20 protein-coding genes are annotated in these 18,946 nt (G+C 45.7%); 8 read left to right on the top strand and 12 right to left on the bottom strand.

What is annotated here, in order from left to right; translation table 11 throughout:
* Positions 1-2: 2 nt before the first annotated feature.
* From QXE01_01535 to QXE01_01510, 6 genes are all read right to left on the bottom strand, one after another.
* The gene (locus QXE01_01535; GenBank protein MEM4969915.1) at positions 3-1,265 is read right to left on the bottom strand and encodes a M20 family metallopeptidase; all 1,263 of its coding nucleotides are present in this window, start codon (positions 1,263-1,265) and stop codon (positions 3-5) included.
* A gap of 407 nt (positions 1,266-1,672) precedes the next feature.
* Complete coding sequence (locus QXE01_01530) at positions 1,673-2,089, bottom strand: type II toxin-antitoxin system VapC family toxin (protein ID MEM4969914.1); 417 nt, start codon at positions 2,087-2,089, stop codon at positions 1,673-1,675.
* A complete protein-coding gene (locus QXE01_01525; protein ID MEM4969913.1) occupies positions 2,071-2,316 on the bottom strand; it encodes an AbrB/MazE/SpoVT family DNA-binding domain-containing protein in 246 nt (81 codons plus the stop codon). The genes QXE01_01530 and QXE01_01525 overlap by 19 nt, the downstream gene beginning before the upstream one ends.
* Before the next feature lie 686 nt (positions 2,317-3,002).
* On the bottom strand, positions 3,003-4,682 hold the full coding sequence (locus QXE01_01520; GenBank protein ID MEM4969912.1) for a cbb3-type cytochrome c oxidase subunit I: 1,680 nt from the start codon (positions 4,680-4,682) through the stop codon (positions 3,003-3,005).
* A 5-nt stretch (positions 4,683-4,687) separates the two neighbouring features.
* Positions 4,688-5,212: a hypothetical protein gene (locus QXE01_01515; protein MEM4969911.1), complete on the bottom strand. Its 525-nt coding sequence runs from the start codon at positions 5,210-5,212 to the stop codon at positions 4,688-4,690.
* Positions 5,213-5,365 carry a hypothetical protein gene (locus tag QXE01_01510; protein ID MEM4969910.1) on the bottom strand — a complete coding sequence of 51 codons (153 nt, stop codon included), beginning with the start codon at positions 5,363-5,365 and terminating at the stop codon, positions 5,213-5,215.
* Between the two features lie 244 nt (positions 5,366-5,609).
* On the opposite strand from QXE01_01510, the gene QXE01_01505 reads away from it, so the two are divergent.
* On the top strand, positions 5,610-6,185 hold the full coding sequence (locus QXE01_01505; GenBank protein MEM4969909.1) for a helix-turn-helix domain-containing protein: 576 nt from the start codon (positions 5,610-5,612) through the stop codon (positions 6,183-6,185).
* Here QXE01_01505 and QXE01_01500 read toward each other — a convergent pair.
* Genes QXE01_01500 through QXE01_01490 form a run of 3 tightly spaced genes read right to left on the bottom strand, consistent with a single transcriptional unit; the run spans position 6,169 to position 8,031 of the window.
* Complete coding sequence (locus QXE01_01500; GenBank protein ID MEM4969908.1) at positions 6,169-6,552, bottom strand: nucleotidyltransferase domain-containing protein; 384 nt, start codon at positions 6,550-6,552, stop codon at positions 6,169-6,171. The two genes, QXE01_01505 and QXE01_01500, sit on opposite strands and share 17 nt — an antisense overlap.
* Positions 6,549-6,938 (bottom strand): HEPN domain-containing protein, encoded by a 390-nt coding sequence (locus QXE01_01495; protein MEM4969907.1) that lies wholly within the window; start codon positions 6,936-6,938, stop codon positions 6,549-6,551. Before QXE01_01495 ends, QXE01_01500 begins: the two co-directional genes overlap by 4 nt.
* Before the next feature lie 52 nt (positions 6,939-6,990).
* Positions 6,991-8,031, bottom strand: a complete 1,041-nt coding sequence (locus QXE01_01490) for a hypothetical protein (protein ID MEM4969906.1) — start codon at positions 8,029-8,031, stop codon at positions 6,991-6,993.
* 112 nt (positions 8,032-8,143) lie between these two features.
* On the opposite strand from QXE01_01490, the gene ilvA reads away from it, so the two are divergent.
* The gene (ilvA, locus tag QXE01_01485) at positions 8,144-9,349 is read left to right on the top strand and encodes a threonine ammonia-lyase (GenBank protein MEM4969905.1); all 1,206 of its coding nucleotides are present in this window, start codon (positions 8,144-8,146) and stop codon (positions 9,347-9,349) included.
* Positions 9,350-9,351: 2 nt separating this feature from the next.
* On the top strand, positions 9,352-9,705 hold the full coding sequence (locus QXE01_01480) for a hypothetical protein (protein MEM4969904.1): 354 nt from the start codon (positions 9,352-9,354) through the stop codon (positions 9,703-9,705).
* Here the strand turns inward: QXE01_01480 and QXE01_01475 are convergent, their stop codons facing one another.
* Together QXE01_01475 and QXE01_01470 are read right to left on the bottom strand one after the other, a co-directional pair.
* Positions 9,706-10,521, bottom strand: coding sequence for an aldo/keto reductase (locus QXE01_01475; protein MEM4969903.1), 816 nt, complete (start codon positions 10,519-10,521; stop codon positions 9,706-9,708).
* 44 nt (positions 10,522-10,565) lie between these two features.
* Positions 10,566-11,792, bottom strand: a complete 1,227-nt coding sequence (locus tag QXE01_01470; protein MEM4969902.1) for an MFS transporter — start codon at positions 11,790-11,792, stop codon at positions 10,566-10,568.
* A gap of 96 nt (positions 11,793-11,888) precedes the next feature.
* Here QXE01_01470 and QXE01_01465 point away from each other — a divergent pair, with 96 nt between their 5' ends.
* The 4 genes from QXE01_01465 to QXE01_01450 all read left to right on the top strand — a co-directional run bounded on the left by QXE01_01465 (position 11,889) and on the right by QXE01_01450 (position 14,967).
* Positions 11,889-12,665 (top strand): A24 family peptidase C-terminal domain-containing protein, encoded by a 777-nt coding sequence (locus QXE01_01465; GenBank protein ID MEM4969901.1) that lies wholly within the window; start codon positions 11,889-11,891, stop codon positions 12,663-12,665.
* 162 nt (positions 12,666-12,827) lie between these two features.
* Complete coding sequence (locus QXE01_01460; protein MEM4969900.1) at positions 12,828-13,724, top strand: hypothetical protein; 897 nt, start codon at positions 12,828-12,830, stop codon at positions 13,722-13,724.
* The gene (locus tag QXE01_01455) at positions 13,696-14,289 is read left to right on the top strand and encodes a glycosyltransferase (GenBank protein ID MEM4969899.1); all 594 of its coding nucleotides are present in this window, start codon (positions 13,696-13,698) and stop codon (positions 14,287-14,289) included. Before QXE01_01460 ends, QXE01_01455 begins: the two co-directional genes overlap by 29 nt.
* A gap of 18 nt (positions 14,290-14,307) precedes the next feature.
* Positions 14,308-14,967 carry a glycosyltransferase gene (locus QXE01_01450; protein MEM4969898.1) on the top strand — a complete coding sequence of 220 codons (660 nt, stop codon included), beginning with the start codon at positions 14,308-14,310 and terminating at the stop codon, positions 14,965-14,967.
* A gap of 125 nt (positions 14,968-15,092) precedes the next feature.
* Here QXE01_01450 and QXE01_01445 read toward each other — a convergent pair whose 3' ends face one another.
* Complete coding sequence (locus tag QXE01_01445) at positions 15,093-15,965, bottom strand: DNA methyltransferase (protein MEM4969897.1); 873 nt, start codon at positions 15,963-15,965, stop codon at positions 15,093-15,095.
* Between the two features lie 865 nt (positions 15,966-16,830).
* Here QXE01_01445 and QXE01_01440 point away from each other — a divergent pair.
* Positions 16,831-18,486 (top strand): ABC transporter substrate-binding protein, encoded by a 1,656-nt coding sequence (locus QXE01_01440; GenBank protein MEM4969896.1) that lies wholly within the window; start codon positions 16,831-16,833, stop codon positions 18,484-18,486.
* Positions 18,487-18,946: the final 460 nt, after the last annotated feature.

The following is an 18,946-nucleotide window of genomic DNA, read 5'->3' as shown; positions in this document are numbered from 1 at the left end:
ATCTATGTTTTGCTATGGAGTATTGTGGGGAGGATGGTGTAGATCTTTGCTGCTCTAACCACATCATCTATCTCAACATATTCATCTGGTGCGTGGGCCATCCCCAGTACTCCTGGGCCGTATGTTGCTGTTTCTATGCCCTTTGCTACATAGTATCTCATGTCGAGGCCTCCTATACATACTATTTTCCTCGGTGTTGAACCTATTACCATCTTTGAGGCCTCCTCTATCGCTTTGAAGATCCTTGCCTCTGGATCAACTATCACCGGCTCCATCGTGTGGACTAGCCTTACCTCTACCTCGGCTCCCACCCTTCTAGCTGTGTTCTCAACGAACTCCTTGATCTCTTTCCATGCCTCTTCAACCCTCTCCTCCACTATAAGTCTTCTGTCGAAGCTGAAGACAACCTCCCCTGGTATCTGGTTTATCTTCTCACCACCTCTTAGATACCCCCCGATCATTATTGTGCCCCTATTACCCTCCTCAAGATCATATGTATATCTGCTCCTCTTAGCCTCTATAGATGGTACGAGCTTCTCGAACATCTCCTTAGCTATTGCCACGGCTTTTTCAAAAGCATTTACCCCTAGCCATGGTGTAGATCCATGGCCTGTTTTCCCCTTCACAACTACCTCACCCCATACAGCCCCCTTATGCCCTATATAGATCTGTGAGAGGCTGCTTGGCTCGGCGATAACCACGTATCTACCCCTCACAAGTCTATTCTCAACTATATATCCAGTACCCGTGCTCCCACCGATCTCCTCGTCCGGTACGAAGGCTGCTTCAACCCCGATTCCCAGGCGATCTGCATAGCTAGATAGGGAGGCCAACGCACCAGCTATCGCTGCTATGCCTCCCTTCATATCAGTTGATCCCCTTCCGAAGAGCCTGTTATCCACGATCCTCGGTTTGAAGGGCTCGGTAACCCTCCAGCCAGGCCCACCTGGAACCACATCGTAGTGGCCGTTGAAGTGAATAACAACATTATCTCTAGAGCCTACCCTGGCAAACACTATATATCTAGCCTTGCCCCTCCCCTCAGGAGGAACCCTAGGATCTACATAATCCTGTGGAACCCTATGGATCTCAACTGAAACCCCAACACTCTCCAGCAACTCCTTAGCAACCCTAGCAAAATCCCCATAGCCATCTCCCCAAGGCGAGACAGTTGGTATAGCCACGATCTCCTCGAGGAACTTCACGATAAACCCTCTATAGCTATCAACGCGGGAAACCAGATCCCCATAGCCTTTCAAAGACATTCTAGCACCTCAACCTAGAATACCCAACCATGATTATAAATCCTCCGGAGCCTCTCCATCTAATGTAATAACTGTAATATATGTTGTTTCCAGCAATATAGGAGCCCATGATCTTCTCAGCCTTGTTGGTGTGAAGGCAGAGATGGTCAAGAAGATCTCCCCGACCTTCTTCCCATCTTAAAATGCTAGGAGGTTAGGTCTACATACCCTTTAAAAGGGTTTAGCCCCGCGCCAGGTCTCTAGCCCATCACCAACGCTCGTCTCGCATAAGACTCGATATTAGGACTTTCTATAGCTGAAAGCCTCACCCTTCTAGTGCGGGAAGGAGGTCAGATCGAAACAAGCTAAGGCGACGCTATCTATGATGAAGTATCGATATATGGAGTTGAAAGGCTATCCAAGGTCATCTAGAAGATCCTTTTGAGAGGTGTTTTATCGAAATCCCTATCATTCGAGACTATCTTTGAAGCTCCACTCCTTAATGCTACAGCTAGGTGTAGGGCATCCTCGTAGTCCAAGTTATAAGTCTTCATATGCTCCACCGCTCTAACAATGTCGTCTAGGGTTAAGGGTTCTATGGCGAGCTTGCTTAGACCTGTTATAGCTTCCATCACCACGCCAACATACTCATCATCCTTTAGACTCCTACCGGTTAAACCAGCTAGGATAACTAGAGTCTCGTATACTGTTAAGGTCGATGTAATATACTCCCCGGCTTTGGCTTTCTCAATCTCGTTAACCCACCTTCTAGCACTCTCACCGAAGATGGGATGAGCTGAAAGCCAATAAACGAATACATTAACATCTACGTACCTCCTCTCCACCAACTCCTCACAGCCTCAACAATGAACTCATCTAGATCCTCAGGCCACCTCTCTACCTTGAAAACCCCGTAGAACCTGCTAGCAATACTCCCAATAGGCTCTAGCACAATTCTACCCTCCTCTACCCTAAGTTTCAGGGTAGACCCCTCATCTATTCCAAGAACCTCTCTAACACGTTTAGGGATCAAAACACGACCCTTCCTATCAACCCTCACCACAACCTCCATACAGCCCACCTAAGATTATAGTCCCACTTACAATATATAAACCCACTTATCCTCAATAGGGGTCATAGTACCCGGAAATCATCCATAAGCAAAGCTCCAACAATACATAATCCATATTATGATAAGCGACCAAGACTACATATGGATATTAAGCTGAGAGAATCTGTTACCGCTGAAAGCCTCACCCTTCTAGGGCGGGGAGGAGGTCAACCTACTATGTTATACCTAGGGGATTAGATACCCTATCCTCTATGCAATGAGTATATTCTTATCCTCTAACGGTTCCCACCTCTATGGGTTTCATCTTAGGGAGACTACCATGGAAAATTATTAAAAATACATAGAATAGCATGGGCACCTATTCCCGTCAATAGATGGGGAGCGACACTCGACACAGTAGTAGATTCGACCAGAACTCTGAGGAATTGTTCTCAACTATACGATTTATATGGAAAGTTTATCACAGATCTTGCGGATCTTCCTGTTATCTTTATTATGGTTTCACATTGCTTTCCAATAATCTACCCTATAGCCTAGCTATGCAGAAACCATGTATAGTGGAATTTAATATGAGAGTTCTAATGCTACTAATGGGAAACGCTTCATTCAGCTCAACTTAGATATTAGATTTTTATTGTATCAAATATAGAATAAAAAACCCTATTGAAATATGGATCTATGCGAAACTACCATATCGGTGGGAGCGATGCTAGCCTTATAAATGATGCGAAGTAGAGGCCCAGCAATACGATGACTAGGATTATAATTACTATTACTAGGGAGCCTGTTTTCCTCGCAGCAGATGGATCCTTAACCTCGTATGGGGTTATCAGTCCGTCCATAAGGATCTTTGGGTCAGTTGTTCTTCTCCCCGCTAGGATTGTTAGTATTGCGTTGAGAACATATAACACGCCGGATGCTATGAAGATAATAGCTCCTATCCCTAGGGCTGTTGCTGGTGCCACCCAGTATGGGTGTTCAGCGAATTCCTCTGGTAGGATAAGGGTTCTTCTGGGTGCTCCGAGCCATCCTAGTATGCTCATCGAGATCGTCATGATGAGGATCCCTATGAAGGCCAGATAGATCTGGATCCTAGCTATTGAAACGCTGAAAAGCCTTCTAAGAGTTATTAGTGGGATTAGATAGTAGGATATAGCCATAAACGCAAGTGTTGTACCCCCAACCACCGTTAGGTGGAAATGCGCTGGAACCCACATGGTGTTGTGGAATAGCAGATTAGGCTGGAGGGTTGTTTGGGGCTGGGCTATAATTCCTCCGATGCCGAATAGGAGCATTGATAGGAGGAGACCAGCTGTCCCGGGATTCCTCCATGGTATAGCTTTGAACCAGCTGAAGAGACCCCTAGAATATCCCGAGGCCCTTAAAAGGGCTTCGAGGCCTCCGAGTAGGGCTAGTGCGTGGAGCATCGATGGTATTGATAGGAAGTGGGACCCCACGCTCCCGCTAGCCTGTTTAAGGGCTGTTGAGAACCCAGGATCTACTAGGATGTGATGCCCTATACCAGGGACTACGAAGAGTACATACATTGCGAATGCTATCTTAGCATATCTCTCGTTAACGAATTTGGCTGCCGCTAAACCTGTTGAGAGTGCTAGCAATGCATACCACACAGCCACCATAGCTGTGACATTAACATATTGGGCATCATGTCCCAGGCCCCAGAAGAACCACCTATAGATCATTACATTCATAGGTATAGATCCTGATAGCCAGGCTGCAGTATATGCTAGAGCGATCAAGCCGTGGACAACAACTGTAACAGCTATAATCGCTGCAACCGCAGCCCCCCATGTTACGAGGGGAAGGCTTCCTTTGTATCTACCCTCAACCCTAGCTCTATAGAGTGTTAGGAAGAATGTTACCACAGCAAAACCTGCTCCTAGAACATATACGATGTACCCAGCATAGAATAGAGGATCTGCTGCTAGCGGTGGATATGCTGTGAAGAGCACTGATGCCCTTCCAGAGAACACTGTGTACTCGATCAAGATCCAGCCAACCAGCATAAGCCCAAAGGCTGTCCACCCAGCTCTAACACTATATATTGGTGCGTTGAGGAGAACCGTGCCTACGAAGTATAGCAGTGCCACCTCGAACCATAGTATCCAGAAGATAAGCATGTTGACTCCATGGGCTGTGAGCCATAGATAATAGGATCCTGGATCTCTTAGCAGGACTAGAGAGGATCTTGAGAGGCCTACGAATATAGCTGCGATCCCACCTATGACTATCGATATTAGGGCCATAGCATAGTTAGCTGTTATAAGCCTTAGAGTTGCTATATGGCATAGAAGCCCTGTTACAGGGCATGTTCTGAATCCCTGGATAGCCTGTGGAGCATGCATCTATATCACCCCACAACAACGATCTTTCCACGCATATCTTGATGCCCGATCCCACAGTATTCATTACATATTATCTCATATGTGCCGGGCTTGTCGAATCTAATGTGGATAGCATATGCCATGCCAGGCATAACCATTATGTTATACACAACCCTCCCATCCTCGCCAACTATTGAGAGGCCGTGGAGCACATCTGTACTCGAAACCCAGATCCTATATGTGACACCCGCCTTCAGCCTTATCTCAGATGGTCTCCAAATCCATTGCGATGCTGCTAGATATATATCAACACCCTCTGGCACAACCTTCCCAGAGTAGTTAGCCATGAAGGCCGATGCCCTCTGGGAGAACTCCCTCGGAGAGATCTCCATAGCTGTTGTTGGAACCTGGTGATAGGGATCTACTATATGCCATGAGAGAGTTGTTGCTGCAAGTGTAAGGGCAACTGCTATAGCTAGTATGAACCATATCTTCTCCTCCTTTGAAAAGGGCTTATACCACTCCTCCAGACTTCTAGGTGTTAGAACCACCTAGCCCCACCCCCTCGGAATAATCCCTGGCATGCCATGCATACCGGTAGCCTCTAGAAGAGCCCACACACCATAGATCACCAGTATAGCTAGTGCTAGAGCCCCCCAGAACCATAGGTTATCGAGGAGCTCTGCAAATACCTGTTTCCTCACCTATATCACCTTAAAATGATTCCGTGTGTGGCAAGATAGAGGTGGATTGAACATGTTCAATAATGCATTGGAGTTTAATGCTATATGGATGTGTATATCTGCATACATCTATATATACACAAGATCATAGATAATCTCGAAGGATCATTATAGCTAGAAGCCTCAAAGACATGGTAGATCGCACATAAATATTATCTTTAATATCATTTTTACCCTTGATAGAGAATCATTGGTTAGGGTTATAATGAAATTCTATAAAGTTGTGATCCCTCTATGCCCTACTATGAGCGAGATCCTAAGGGATCATGATCATGTTGGTTTCAGATTATCTAGAAACGAGATGATCCATATATTAATGGGTAGAGCTGGTGAAAAACAGAATAGAGGAGACAATACACAGGCTATAAATATTTATCGTGCCCATGGCATAAGGCTGAGGAGGTATCGTAGAGGAGGATATACTATTTTGAGGTCAAGGGGGTGTGTGTTAAGGGATATCCTCACCAACTTCTATGTTAACTCTATAAGGGTTACGAGGGAAGGGGTTGTGGCGATCGTAGCTGTTCCGGAGAGTGAGATCAACGGCTTTCTACGCAGTATTTCGGGGAGGTGTAAAGCCTCTGTTGAAGAGCTTCCTATGAGCCCGGTGCTTACGGAGGAGGAGAATATGCTTCTGAAGATGGCTAGAGGTCTCTACGAGTCTCCTAGGAGGATATCGCTTTCAGAGCTCTCAGAGAAGCTGGGGATACCAAAGTCAAATCTATCCTATAGGCTTAGGAAAGCCATTAAGAAGATCCTGATCCTCATACCATCATCTTAGATCTCAACATAGTATCTATATCCCTCTCCTCTTTACAGAGATCTATAGAGTCTTTTAGCATCTCTCTATAAAGAGGATCCCCAAGATCTGATTCTGGGATTGCTATAAGATCTAGGGGAAACCTATCTTTAACAAGTCTCCTCAACCTAGTTATGATCTCTATAGCATCTTCATCATCCCCTACAATGGCTATAACATCGAAGTCACTTGAATCCCTATAATCACCCCTAGCCCTAGAACCTACAAGCAGGAGTGTCTTTATAAAACCGCTTCTACAGACGTTCTCAATAAACTCTCTAAAGCTCTCCTCCCACTTCTCCACATGCCTACGTAATTCTCTATAATATCTATCCCTATAGTCGATCATGGATCTGCAAGCCTCCTAACCCACTCCACAATCCTTCTACCAGACTCTACACATCTGCTAGCCCTCTCCCTATCATATCTAATAGATCTTCTACTTGGATATCTAGATAGGGTGTAATGAGGCGTCAGCAGATCTGCAGCGATCATTAGAGACTCGTCAATAGAGATCCCTATTTTCCCCAAGATCTCGAGGAGCTCTCCAAGATCATGTGTATATGGGTGTGAAGCTGTTAAAGATAGTATTAGGGATTTGAGATAAATCTCCGCGGCCTGATGCGCCTCAAAGCAAGCTAGCCAATAGTGGCCCTCACTGAGATGTCTAGCAGCATCTTCAAGGAATACATCGGCTTTCCCACACCACTCGGGGTCTAGCCTATATTTACCCAAAGATCATCATTATATTATTGCGTCGGCATCTTATTAACAAACACCTTAGTAGCTAGCTGTGTGAGAGTATCTCCCTTGATATTTCGAGGCCCTGCTCTAACTGCTTCTCTGGAGATAGATTCTCCCAGGTTCCCCCAACCCCTGTTAGATATATGCCTTGTGATCTGAGATATTCGGACAAGCTTCTGAGGAGATCTTTATCGGCTTTGATGGGCTGTATATATGGTATTGTATATACTCTCTCAGATACCACAGACTCCTTCGAAGAAACCAGCTTCGCCCATCTAGCCTCTGCAAAACCCCTTGAAACCTGATCTGTTGGGGGTGGGTTTTCTCTGCAATAGCTCATAAGCATCTCAACGAGATAGTGCTCTGGCGGAGACGATGTTGGATCTATGTTTGACCATATATAGAATGTATGGGTTCTAGAGGCTCTAGTACCGTGTAGAACGATCTCATATTCAGGTGATCTCCCCCTCACCCCCAGCGATACATTGAGCATATCAACCCAGTCTAGGCTCTGCAATAGCCCCTGGATCTCTTTCTCTTTTTCCTCGCTATATAGGGATTCTAGGAGGATCGGTAGTGGGAGTGATGATACTAAGAGCCTATACCTTATAACCCTTCCATTTCTAAGAACAGCTATCCTCCTAGCTATATCAATTCTTCTGGGGAGGTAGAATGTATATTCGGAGCATCTACTAGAAACAATAGATCTTATCGCAGATCCCCACCCCCTTCTAGGGTAGCAGAGCCTCCCACCTAGCTCGGGGTACCACCAGGGCTTTAGATCTGATTTCTTCCAGCACATAGCCTTGGAGACATGATCTCCATGCTTAGCTATCCAAACCCTTATATCTCTACACACCATCTCAAAGCCATGCCTCTCAAAAGCCTTTGAGGATCCCTCTGGGATTAGGAGGGGTAGCTTCTCATATCTAAACCCCACACCATATTGTGTGCCTAGATATCCACCGGGCTCTATATGGGCATCCACAACAAGGATCCTGGTGATACCCTCTAGACATAGCTCTCTAACGAGGATGGATACCGGTAGATCGCTTCCAAGGATCAGCAGAGGCCTATCCTCCATATCTATCGCGATATACTATGGCGTCGCCATATAATATCTAATGGATCTATAATCGGTCTCCGATGCATCGCTAAAAATAAGCATGGCTAGGAGATATCCATGGGTGGCTATTGTGGCGGGTGAATCGATGTATCAGAGGTCTCTAGAGGCTATTAAGATGATCAGCAGCTATATACATAGAACACCTCTTGATAAGAGCACCACATTCTCGAAGATGTTTGGCGGTGAAGTCTATCTGAAATATGAGAATCTACAGAAATCAGGATCCTTCAAGGCTAGGGGGGCTCTCTACAAGATAGGAAAGCTAGCCTCTCAAGGGGTTAGAGAAGTTGTCGCAGCATCCTCTGGAAACCATGCCCAGGGCGTTGCATATGCAGCCTCTATCTATGGTGTTGAAGCAACTATATATATGCCTGAGACAGCCTCTATAGCGAAGATAGAGGCTACGAAGAGCTATGGGGCTAGGGTTATCCTTAGGGGCAGGCTATTCGATGAGGCATATCGAGAGGCTGTGAGATACTCTGAGGAGAAAGGGGTCCCCCTTGTACATGCGTTCAACGATCTAGATATAATAGCTGGGCAGGGAACAATATCTATTGAGCTTATGGAGCAGCTAGGGGAATTCGATGTAATCCTAGTACCTGTAGGTGGTGGAGGGCTCATCTCTGGAATAGCATCTGTGCTGAAGGAGGCTGGGAGGAGGGTGAGAGTAGTAGGTGTTGAGCCCGAGGCAGCCCCGAAATTCTTTGAATCCCTCAGAGCAGGCAGGATAGTTGATGTAGATGTTAGACCCTCCCTAGCCGATGGGCTTCTAGCTAAGAGGCCCGGAGATATAACCTTTGATTTTGTGAGGAGATATGTTGATGATATAGTAACCGTTTCAGAGGACTCGATAGCCAGGGCTGTGTATCTCCTTATGCAGAGGAACAAGGTTATCGCGGAGGGTGCTGGGGCTGTAGGGCTCGCAGCCCTTCTAGAGGGTAAGGTTGATATAAGGGGTAAGAGGTGTGTTATTGTTATAAGCGGTGGTAATGTGGATCTAACAGATCTATATAGGATCATTGTTAGAGGCCTGACAGCGGAGGGGAGGATGGTGGAGCTATCGATAGAGCTCCTAGACGCACCGGGGGAGCTTAAGAGGGTTTTAGAGGTGATCTACGAGTATAGGGGTAACATTGTGGAGATAACACATAGGAGAGGGGGTAGAGAGATACCCCCTGGAAGAGCAGTAGTAGATCTTCTAGTCGAGGTCCCCACAAGGGATATGGGATCTGCGATGGTTAAGAAGCTCATTGAAAAGGGCTATAAGGTGTTCTAGAGATGCATATCAAGGATCAAGGGGGGCAGGGGATCTTCAGAATATCCTTCGAGATACTATTCAACATACCGCAGGAGCTGGTGGATCTCCTATCGGATCTCGATAAGAGGATCAGGGGTAGGTGGGGAGGGGCCTCGCTACTCACATCCTCTTCACTAGTATGGGGAGGATCTAGTGAGATGATTAGAGTAGCTTTCTCAGAGCCCCTTGAAAGGGGGGTTCTCCCACAGCCTGGGGGTCTTCTCAGAGCTGTTGGATCTATAGAGTGTTCTAGGCCAAGCACATGTGTTGAGCTATATAGCGAGGTGCATGAGATCACTAGGATGAGGGGTCTTAGGATAAGGCTGTTGATATAGCTATATATTCTCGAGAGCCTCTATATCCTCCTTGCTTAGCCTCCACCCCATAGCTCCTCTGAACTCCTCTATCCTCTCAACCCTCTCAGACTTAGGTATAGCCGTTACCATGGGCCTCGAGATCAGGTAGTTGAGGGCCACCTGCACCGGTGTCTTGCCGTATTTAGATGCTATCCTAACCACAACATCGTTCCTCGCAACCCCTCCCCACTCTAGAGGGGTATACGCTTGGATCAAGATCCCATTCTTTATAGAGATATCCAGGAGATCCCTCTCAACCTGTTTATCCAGAACGCTGTATTTAACCTGGTTAGCCACTATCTCGTGCTTCTTAACAGCGTTGAGGGCTCTCATAATGCTTTCTGGGCCGAAGTTGCTTACACCCATATACCTCGCCATCCCGGTCTCAACAGTTGCCTCTAGATATTGGATCTGTTTCTCAATAGGTATTCCAGGTCTTGGCCAGTGGATAAGCACTAGATCCACGTAGGAGGTGTCAAGCCTTCTAAGGCTGGCCTCTAATGCTCTGAGCACCTTAGACTGATCCGAGAATCTATCTGGGAGTATCTTTGTAATCACAAACACATTCTCCCTACCAACAGCCTTTATAACCCTTCCAACGAGCCTCTCAGCCTCTCCATTAGCGTACATCTCAGCTGTATCTATCATATTCATCCCAAGCTCGACAGCCCTTATAAGGGCTGCCTCAGCCCTTGAATAGTCATTTATCCTCCAAGTCCCAACCCCTATAGCCGGGACCGTCTCTCCGGTTCTCCCCAGGGGTTTTCGATCGTTATAGTCTATGGAGAACCTCATCGGCCCCCAAAGATCGTAATACTCCAAGGTATATATTTTATAGCCTAGAAAGATCGTGGGCGATTCTCAAGCCCCTTACCAACTCTTCTAAACATGGGTGGGATGAGAGTGGATATAGATGCTATGATTATCGACGAGGCTCTAGCACCTAGGAGGGATGATATAAGCCCTATTGATACTGGGAACACAGCGCTCCCTAGATCTCCTATGAACTGCCATATAGCTAGGAATAGGGCTCCTCTACCACTCTCCATCCTAGACCCTATATCGGCTCCAACTGTTATCAACACACCCGATCCGAAGCCGTTTCCAAGGCCTACTACTAGGGATGCTATGAGGAACATATATTCGCTGCTCGAGAATGCTAGGAGGGCGAAGCCTATAGCCATTATTGAGAAGCTTATCGCAACAGCAGCATCCCTCCCCCTCCTATCCATTATAACCCCTGCTGGGTATGAACCTATAACATCTAATGCCCCTGAGAGGCTCGATGCTATGCTCACACTGCTATCGCTTAGAGAGAGGTGTTTTCCTACTAAGGCTAGAAGTATATTTCTACTAGATCTCACCCCCTGGATAGCTATATTCGCTATCGATGCTGTTGCGAGGAACAAGATCCCGGGCTCGCCACCCTCCTTTCCATGGCTTTTAACATCTATTCTAGGGGCTTCTCTATTGTTAACCGCCTCTGGGTGGTATTCCCTAGAAAATATATTTGGTATAACCGCTATGGAGGCTAGGATGGAGCATGCTATGAAGACCATTTGATATCCATAGCCAACGATCATAGAGACTATGGCTGGCCCGATGAAGCTTCCAAGCCTCTCGCTCATCCCTATGAAGGATGATGCCCTTCCCCTATAGCTGTAGGGGATGTAATATGTTATAACATATCTCCTCGAGAGAAGCCACATACTCCTCCCAGCGCCGAAGAATGTAGCAAAGAGGATCACGGCCCATGGGTTGGATAGCAATGCCATGCCGAGGGACGAGAGTGCCACTACAGCTAGGGAGATCCTCATTAGGCGCTTCTCACCTAAAACCCTTAGGAGATACCCTCCAGGCATATCCATAGCCATATTGCCTATAGAGACTGCAGCGGCTCCTAAGCCAACATATATTGGATCTAGGTTGCTTGCTATTAGAAATAGTGGGAGGGATATGGAGAGCATGCCCCTAGCTATGGCAGCTATGATCGATGGGAGGTAGATATCTGTGAAGAGCCATGCCCAGATAGAGGTGCTCCCACCCCTAGACGTTAGATACACCATATGTCTAAACCCTATATAGAGATATAAGCTTGGCATTCTCAATAGGCAATAAACCTATATATTTCCACCAATATAACATCTTCTACGGTGCTCTAGATGGATCTAGATGCGATATTCTATATAGGATATGCAACAGCTATAACAATGCTCGCGATAACCTCCTATATAGATGTGAGGACGAGGGAGATAGATCCGAGGATATGGCTTCCATTCATAGCTATTGGAATAGCCCTAGCTATATATAGATATCAGCTCGATCCAGGGACAACACCTCTCTACATAGCTATAAGCATGATCTCACCAGCGGTTCTCCTAGCAATGAGCCTTATAGGGATGATGGGTCTAGCAGATCCAATAGCGATGGCTATCGTGGCACTTCTAATACCGAAGCCCCCAGGATCTCTAGTTCTACCCCCATCCCTTGTAATCCTAGCCATCTCAACGATCTTAATGGTTGTGGGTTTAGTGATCCCCATATCGATCCTGAATCTATGGAGTATGGGGGAGATAAGGAGACACTGTAGAAGCCTCTATAAAGCTGTTATAGTACATATGACAGGCTTCCCAATCAAGGCTGAGAGGTTCATAGCTACTAGATTTCTATACCCCCTGATATATCCAAGCCTTGAAAACGGATCTATTATATGGAGGTGTAGAGAGTCATTCGATATAAACGAGGATCCCAGCATATATAGAGGAAATGTTAGGGAGCTAATTGAAAAGGGGCTCTTAAGAGGGGATGAGAGGATCTATGTAACATGGGGTGTGCCATATATATTATTCATACTGCTGGGGACAGCTCTATATCCACTATCAGCGGGCTATGTTGAAGGGGTATTCGAATCCCTATCAAGGATATTCTCGACGGGCTAGACAGCGTTTTGTTCCTCTATCCCGTTCACAGGTTGTTCATCTCTGTTCAAATTCTGCCCTTCTAAAGCACATAGATCCTTGGGATCTGTTTCTCACGAGTTCCACGGATGTTAAAACCCTATAGCTAAGCATCTAGCTGGCCACCTATCTATGTGAAGCCCTATGACGGATAGATCTAATGCTGAGTATCTACCTATTCACCGGGTTGAGGAGGGGGATCAGTATCTCTTTAGAAGGGTTGAAGAGGGCCTTGCTGGGGATTATCTAGATCTATCTGACAAGAGGGTTTTAATAATTGGGGCTGGATCCTGTGGTAGAGCTGTATCTATCCTTATAAGCGATCTAATGGATGTTGAGCCATACTATTATGACATAGATCCTAGCAAGGATCTCGCTATAGGACGTAGAGCGAATGGGGTCTCCGGCTTTGACATATACCATATATGCGTCCCCGAAGACGCTGTGCCCAGCGTTGTTAAGAAGATCCCAGAGGGATCCTATGTGGTGATCCATAGCACCATGCCCCCAGGATCTACTAGGGGGCTTGGAAGAGATGTGATCTATATGCCCCTTTTCTTTAGGGAGAGGCATGTGGAGGATGATCTGAGATCTCCTGGGAGGATAGTTATAGGTACTAGAGACGGTAGATGCCCCAGTGGATGGGGATATATACTAGCATATAGATGGGCTAGAAAATCTGGGGCTGAGATATATTGTCTAGGCTATGAGGAGGCTGAGCTTGTGAAACTGGGAACAAACGCCTTGAGGGCCGTGGCTATAGCTTTTTACAACGAGCTATATATGATCGCTAGGAGATTTGGGGCTGACTATAGAAAGGTCTTCGAGATCCTATCACCATCAGATATTCTAGATAGGCTAGAGGGTGGAATGTGGGGGAGGAAGCCTGAGCTTGCTGGAAGGCCTTTCAACGGTAAATGCCTTCCAAAGGATCTAGCGCATCTCGCCAGAGTCTCGCCTTTGAGGAGTAGCATTTTAAAAACAGCCCTAGCATCTAACGAGGAGCTCGAGGATGATAGTAGAGACTATAGAGCTATATGAAACCATAACAGGTAAGGGCCTCTACTACCTCCCTATACACTTCCTTATATTCGTTATACTTCATACATCGATAGCTCTTGCAACGTCTAGGAAGCCAATAGAATATAGATCCCTTAGAAGGGGGGATGTGAGGGTCAGCGTCGTCATAGCTGAGTATGGTGAGAAGCCAGAGATCTTTGAAAGGGTCATGAGATCTGTGGCTATGAATAAGCCAGATGAGGCTATAATCGTTCATGACGATGGATCTGAAGAGATAGCTATGATAGCGAGGAGATATGGGGCGAAGGTGATAACGCTTAAGGGGAGGGTTGGGAAGAAAAGGGCATTAGCTATAGGTTGGAGAGAAGCTTCAGGCGATATAGTTGTCCATGTTGACAGCGACACGATCCTCACAGAAAGGGCTATCGAGGAGATTGTGAAGCCCTTCGACAACCCCAGGGTTGTTGGTGTACAGGGTAGGAACATGGTATTCAGAACCTTTCAATCTCCCCCCACCCAGCTACTAACTGGGTGGTTTGGGGTCTACAATTTTTGTTCTGAGAGTATTTTTCTTAAGGGTTTATAAGCGTTTCCCCATCTGATCTTGCTTTGGATTTCGGGCAGAGATCTGGTATGTAGATCGCTGGGTAGGGGTTTAATAGTAGTGGATGGAAGATTCAATGCTTGGAGAAGGAAATATCTCCTCGAGGTTCTAGAGGAATTCCTGGAAGATAGATTCCTTGGTGTATCAACATCTATAGGGGATGATAGGCTGCTAACATGGCTAGCACATAGGAGGGGATACCTCACAGCATATCAGCCTAACGCAGTGGCCATAACGGCGAGCCCGCCCACGATGAGGGCTTTTATAGGGCAGCAGTTGAGATGGGCTAGAAGCGGCTATCTATTCTTCATAAGAGAAATATATACAGGCACCTTCCTGGGGATGAGGCCTCTATATATCCTCCACCTATTCCTCTACTATCTATCGCCCATATCATTCACAATAGCCATTATACATGACACGATCCTAGCACCGTCGATCTACAGTATACTGGGGATCAACAATATCGCATTATCAATAGCCCTAGCAGTAATTGGGAGCTCCCTAGTAAGCTATATCAGGAGAGCCGTGCTAGGGCTATGGAGGATATCGCTAAAAGAGCTACTAGCAATAGGAGCTGTGGGGTTATTCATAACATACCCACTCATGATCTATGCGATGATCACGGTTAGAAGCCAAAGCAGCTGGGTAACTAGATGATATTAGATCAATAGAGACTTTTGATCTTAGCTCTATGATCCTTCTAAACCTCTGAATCCCTCCTGCCTTTAACTCTTTTCTCAAAAATGGTTTAAGACTCTCATACCAGATTTTTAGATGCTATTCTAATATATCCCAGATATACTCTCCATCTCGACCCTTTTTAATCTCTCTCTTATAGCTTTAACATATTTCTCCTCCTTCTCGATTAATATGAATCTTCTTCCTAGCCTCATAGCCACAGCACCTGTTGTTCCTGTACCCGCCATTGGGTCTAGGATTATGTCTCCTGGCTTTGTTGATATTAGTATTATTCTCTCTAGGAGCTCCTCTGGCTTCTGTGTTGGGTGAAGCCTTTTTCCCTTTTCATCTTTCAGCCTCTCCTCTCCAGAGCATATGGGTATTCTCCAGACGTTATAGGCTAGCTTGTTGCCCCAGTCCTTTAGGCTGTATCTTCTTGCCTCCTCTATGTTGAATGTATAGTTCTTAACACCTCTATCCTTGACAGCCCATATGAGTGTTTCTGTTGCGTTTGTCATTCTAACCCCTAGCCAGTTGGGCATTGGATTTGTTTTAAACCATATCACATCGTTCAATATCCAGAAGCCTAGATCCTGCATGATCTTCCCAATCCTATAGATATTATGATAGGTCCCAATAGCCCATATAGTTGCATTAGGCTTCATAAGCCTCCTAACCTCCTTCAAAACCCCCGCTATGAAGGAATCATACTCATCCCAAGAATCGAAGTAATCCCAAGGCTCCTCAGGACTCTCAACAACAGTCCTAACCTCCCACCTAACAAGCCTCTTCCTAGGAAGCTGGAGAAAATATGGAGGATCGAAGAAAACCATATCCACAATTTCCGAGGGGAGCCTCCTCAACACCTCAAGGCAATCACCATGAATAACCCTATTCAAAACATCACCTAGATCAAATCTATCCTTTGAATCACCATCTACAACAAGGACCTCATCTTCCTCACTCATCCGAGACATGGTATTTTCTCCATAACTATTTTATAATGCTCCCTATGCTTTATATAATCCGATAAAGGGGGTTAATATCGCTTATTATATCTCATATTCTATACCATAGCACCATAAGAGCAATTGCAACTGAAAGCCCCCTTCTTTAGGGCGGGAATATTTGTTATTTATATCCTTTTGTTCCCATTTCTTCTGGGCGTTGGCGGGCTAACCCCTAGCGATTAGCATGTAGCGCTGACCCCGTATCTCTATGCCCGCCAACACCAGAGCGTGACACTAGCTAAGAAGAAAGCCATAACCCCGGGCCCTGTGTTATACGGGGATAGGGGTAACACGCCTAAAACCGAGCATAGGGTTAGGCCAGACGAGAGCCTGGGATGATCTACAATATAATTGAAAGAAAATATCACAATATCCACCACCGAGAAGACCGGGGCTGATGTTCCTATAAGTCCTTTGAATAGTGGCATTAATATATACCAGATTATAAGGGGCCCTGCTATTGGGAGAAGACATTAATTATATTATATTTATTTAAGTATAATAAGTATAATATTTATTGCCAAAGCTAGGAAAAAGTCCTGTAAAACCCCTAACGACCCACCGCTAATAAGCCCAGTAAGAAATCCAGCAAGCATAGATCACTCGAGACCGATCCTGATACTAAACCCCCTCCTACTTAGTCTCCACATGATCTGAATACATGTTATGTTATAGATACTTTTTATCGTTTCCATCGCTAGCCACAGGCTAAGGAATATGATTGATAGTTGTATATATCTGATTATCAGATGCACCGACAATGCCGGTTTTGAAAAATAGGGATTTCAATTGCTTTTAATTCTTTTAAGCTATACTATCTGCGGGTTCCTCTATGGTGTCTGGTCTATCGAGGCTTGCCCTTGCAGGGATTGTAATAGCTGTTGTTGTTATAGCTGTAGCAGCATCTATAATCATGCTACAGCAAGCCCCTGGACAGGCTGGTGCGGGGGTTCAGACAACAGCTAGAACAGAGGCTAGAGGAGCTACACAGATAATAACAACACCTCAGCAGACAATAACCTCTAAAAAAGATATACTCAAAATAGCAATAGGAACAGATCTAGACACAGTAGATCCTCACGGACAAACGTCGATCACTGTTCACAATGTTCTAAGACACGTGTATGAAACTCTAGTATGGTTCGATGATAAGGGTAATGTTATTCCGTGGCTTGCTGAGAGGTGGGAGGTATCGCCAGATGGGTTGGTATATACATTCTACCTTAGAAAGGGCGTTAAATTCCACGATGGCTCTGAATTTAACGCGACTGTTGTGAAGGCGAATATAGATAGGTGGATAGATCCAACGGTAAGAGTGCCTCTTAGAAGCCAGCTGGGCCCGGTTGAGAGGGCGGAGGTTGTAGATAGATATACCGTTAAGATCTATCTGAAGGAGCCATTTGCGCCATTCCTGAGGGCCCTTACGAGCTATCTGCTAATAACTAGTCTAGATGTTATTAAGAGGTTTGGTAATCAGACTATAACTGAGGTTGTAGGTACTGGGCCTTATAAGTTTGTCTCTTGGGAGAAGGGTAAGAGAGTTGTTTTGGAGAGGAACGATGATTATTGGGGGCCAAAACCACCTATAAAGAGGATCGAGTGGCTAGTAATACCAGAAGCATCTACAAGACTAGCAGCATTATTGGCAGGTGATGTGGATTTCATATATGCAGCTCCAGCACCAGATCTTCCAAGGCTATCTACAGATCCTAGGGTAAAGATAATCACGCCGGCAAGTAATCTAATCATGTTTGTAGCTTTAGCTCCCAAGGGCCCCCTAGCAGATCCTAGGGTTAGACAGGCTCTCAACTATGCCATAGATAAGAAGGCCATCATAGATAATGTACTCTTCGGCCTCGGCATACCTGCTGATGCTCCCATCCCACCCCACTTCTTCGGCTACTCCCCAATGGAGCCATATACATATGATCCTGATAAGGCTAAGAAGCTCTTGGCAGAAGCCGGCTATCCCAATGGCTTCAAAATAGTGCTTCTACACTCCATAGGAGGATCTGGGTATGTGCAGGATAAACAACAGGCAGAGGCTATCCAGGCATATCTCTCTAGGATAGGGATCCAGGTTGAGCTTAAAACAGGTGACTGGCCATACTATATTGCATCACTTCTAAAACCCACAGATCAGCTTGAATGGGATGCAGCCCTAGTTGGTGTGGGCCCGCCTGTTGCCGATGCGTATTTCACATTGAATAGCCAGTTCACCTGCGATCAGATACCGCCTAAGGGGATTAATGTGGCTAGGTATTGCAATCCCCAGGTAGATCAGCTAATTAGAGAGGCTTCAAGAGAGCTTAACGAGACAAGAAGATTAGAGCTATATAGAAAGGCTATAGAGATAATATGGAGAGACGCACCATGGATATTCCTCTACACACAGAAACAGTTCTTCGCAGCATCGTCATCGCTAGAAGGTATATTTGTATATCCAAGCGGCCTCCAAGTATACTTCCAATATGCATATTTCAAATAGCGATTTCAAATATGATCAGCATCTAGAGATAGTCAATCTTTTTCCCTCGCGCTAGAAGGCTGACCTCCTCCCCTTTCAATTCTATAATAGATCATTCTATATCATTCTATGTTATTGCCTGGTTTAGCCCTACGCCCAGTCTTGGGCGTGTTACCCCTATCCCCTCTCGGGGGCTCGGGGCTATTGTTGTTAGCCCCCATCTATGGTCATCCGGGGGGCTTGGTTGTCATGCTTATAGCTACTCATCACCTAGCTATAGTGCTAACATCAAAGATTAAGCATCGACAACATCCTCGCCCTAAAGGGGTGAGGCGAGGTTTTCGGCTGTAATTATGTGCAAGGCTTATTATTTTTTATTTTTAGTAGGATTATCTTATCTGGGACTTAGGGAGGCGGTGTTCGACTATGGCTAAAGTTACGATTAAGGCTATCCACGATACTGATCTCGTGGGGGTTTTGA

This window comes from Sulfolobales archaeon, from assembly GCA_038897115.1.
Lineage (GTDB): Archaea > Thermoproteota > Thermoprotei_A > Sulfolobales > AG1 > AG1.
This window is presented reverse-complemented; position numbering and strand designations above follow the sequence as displayed.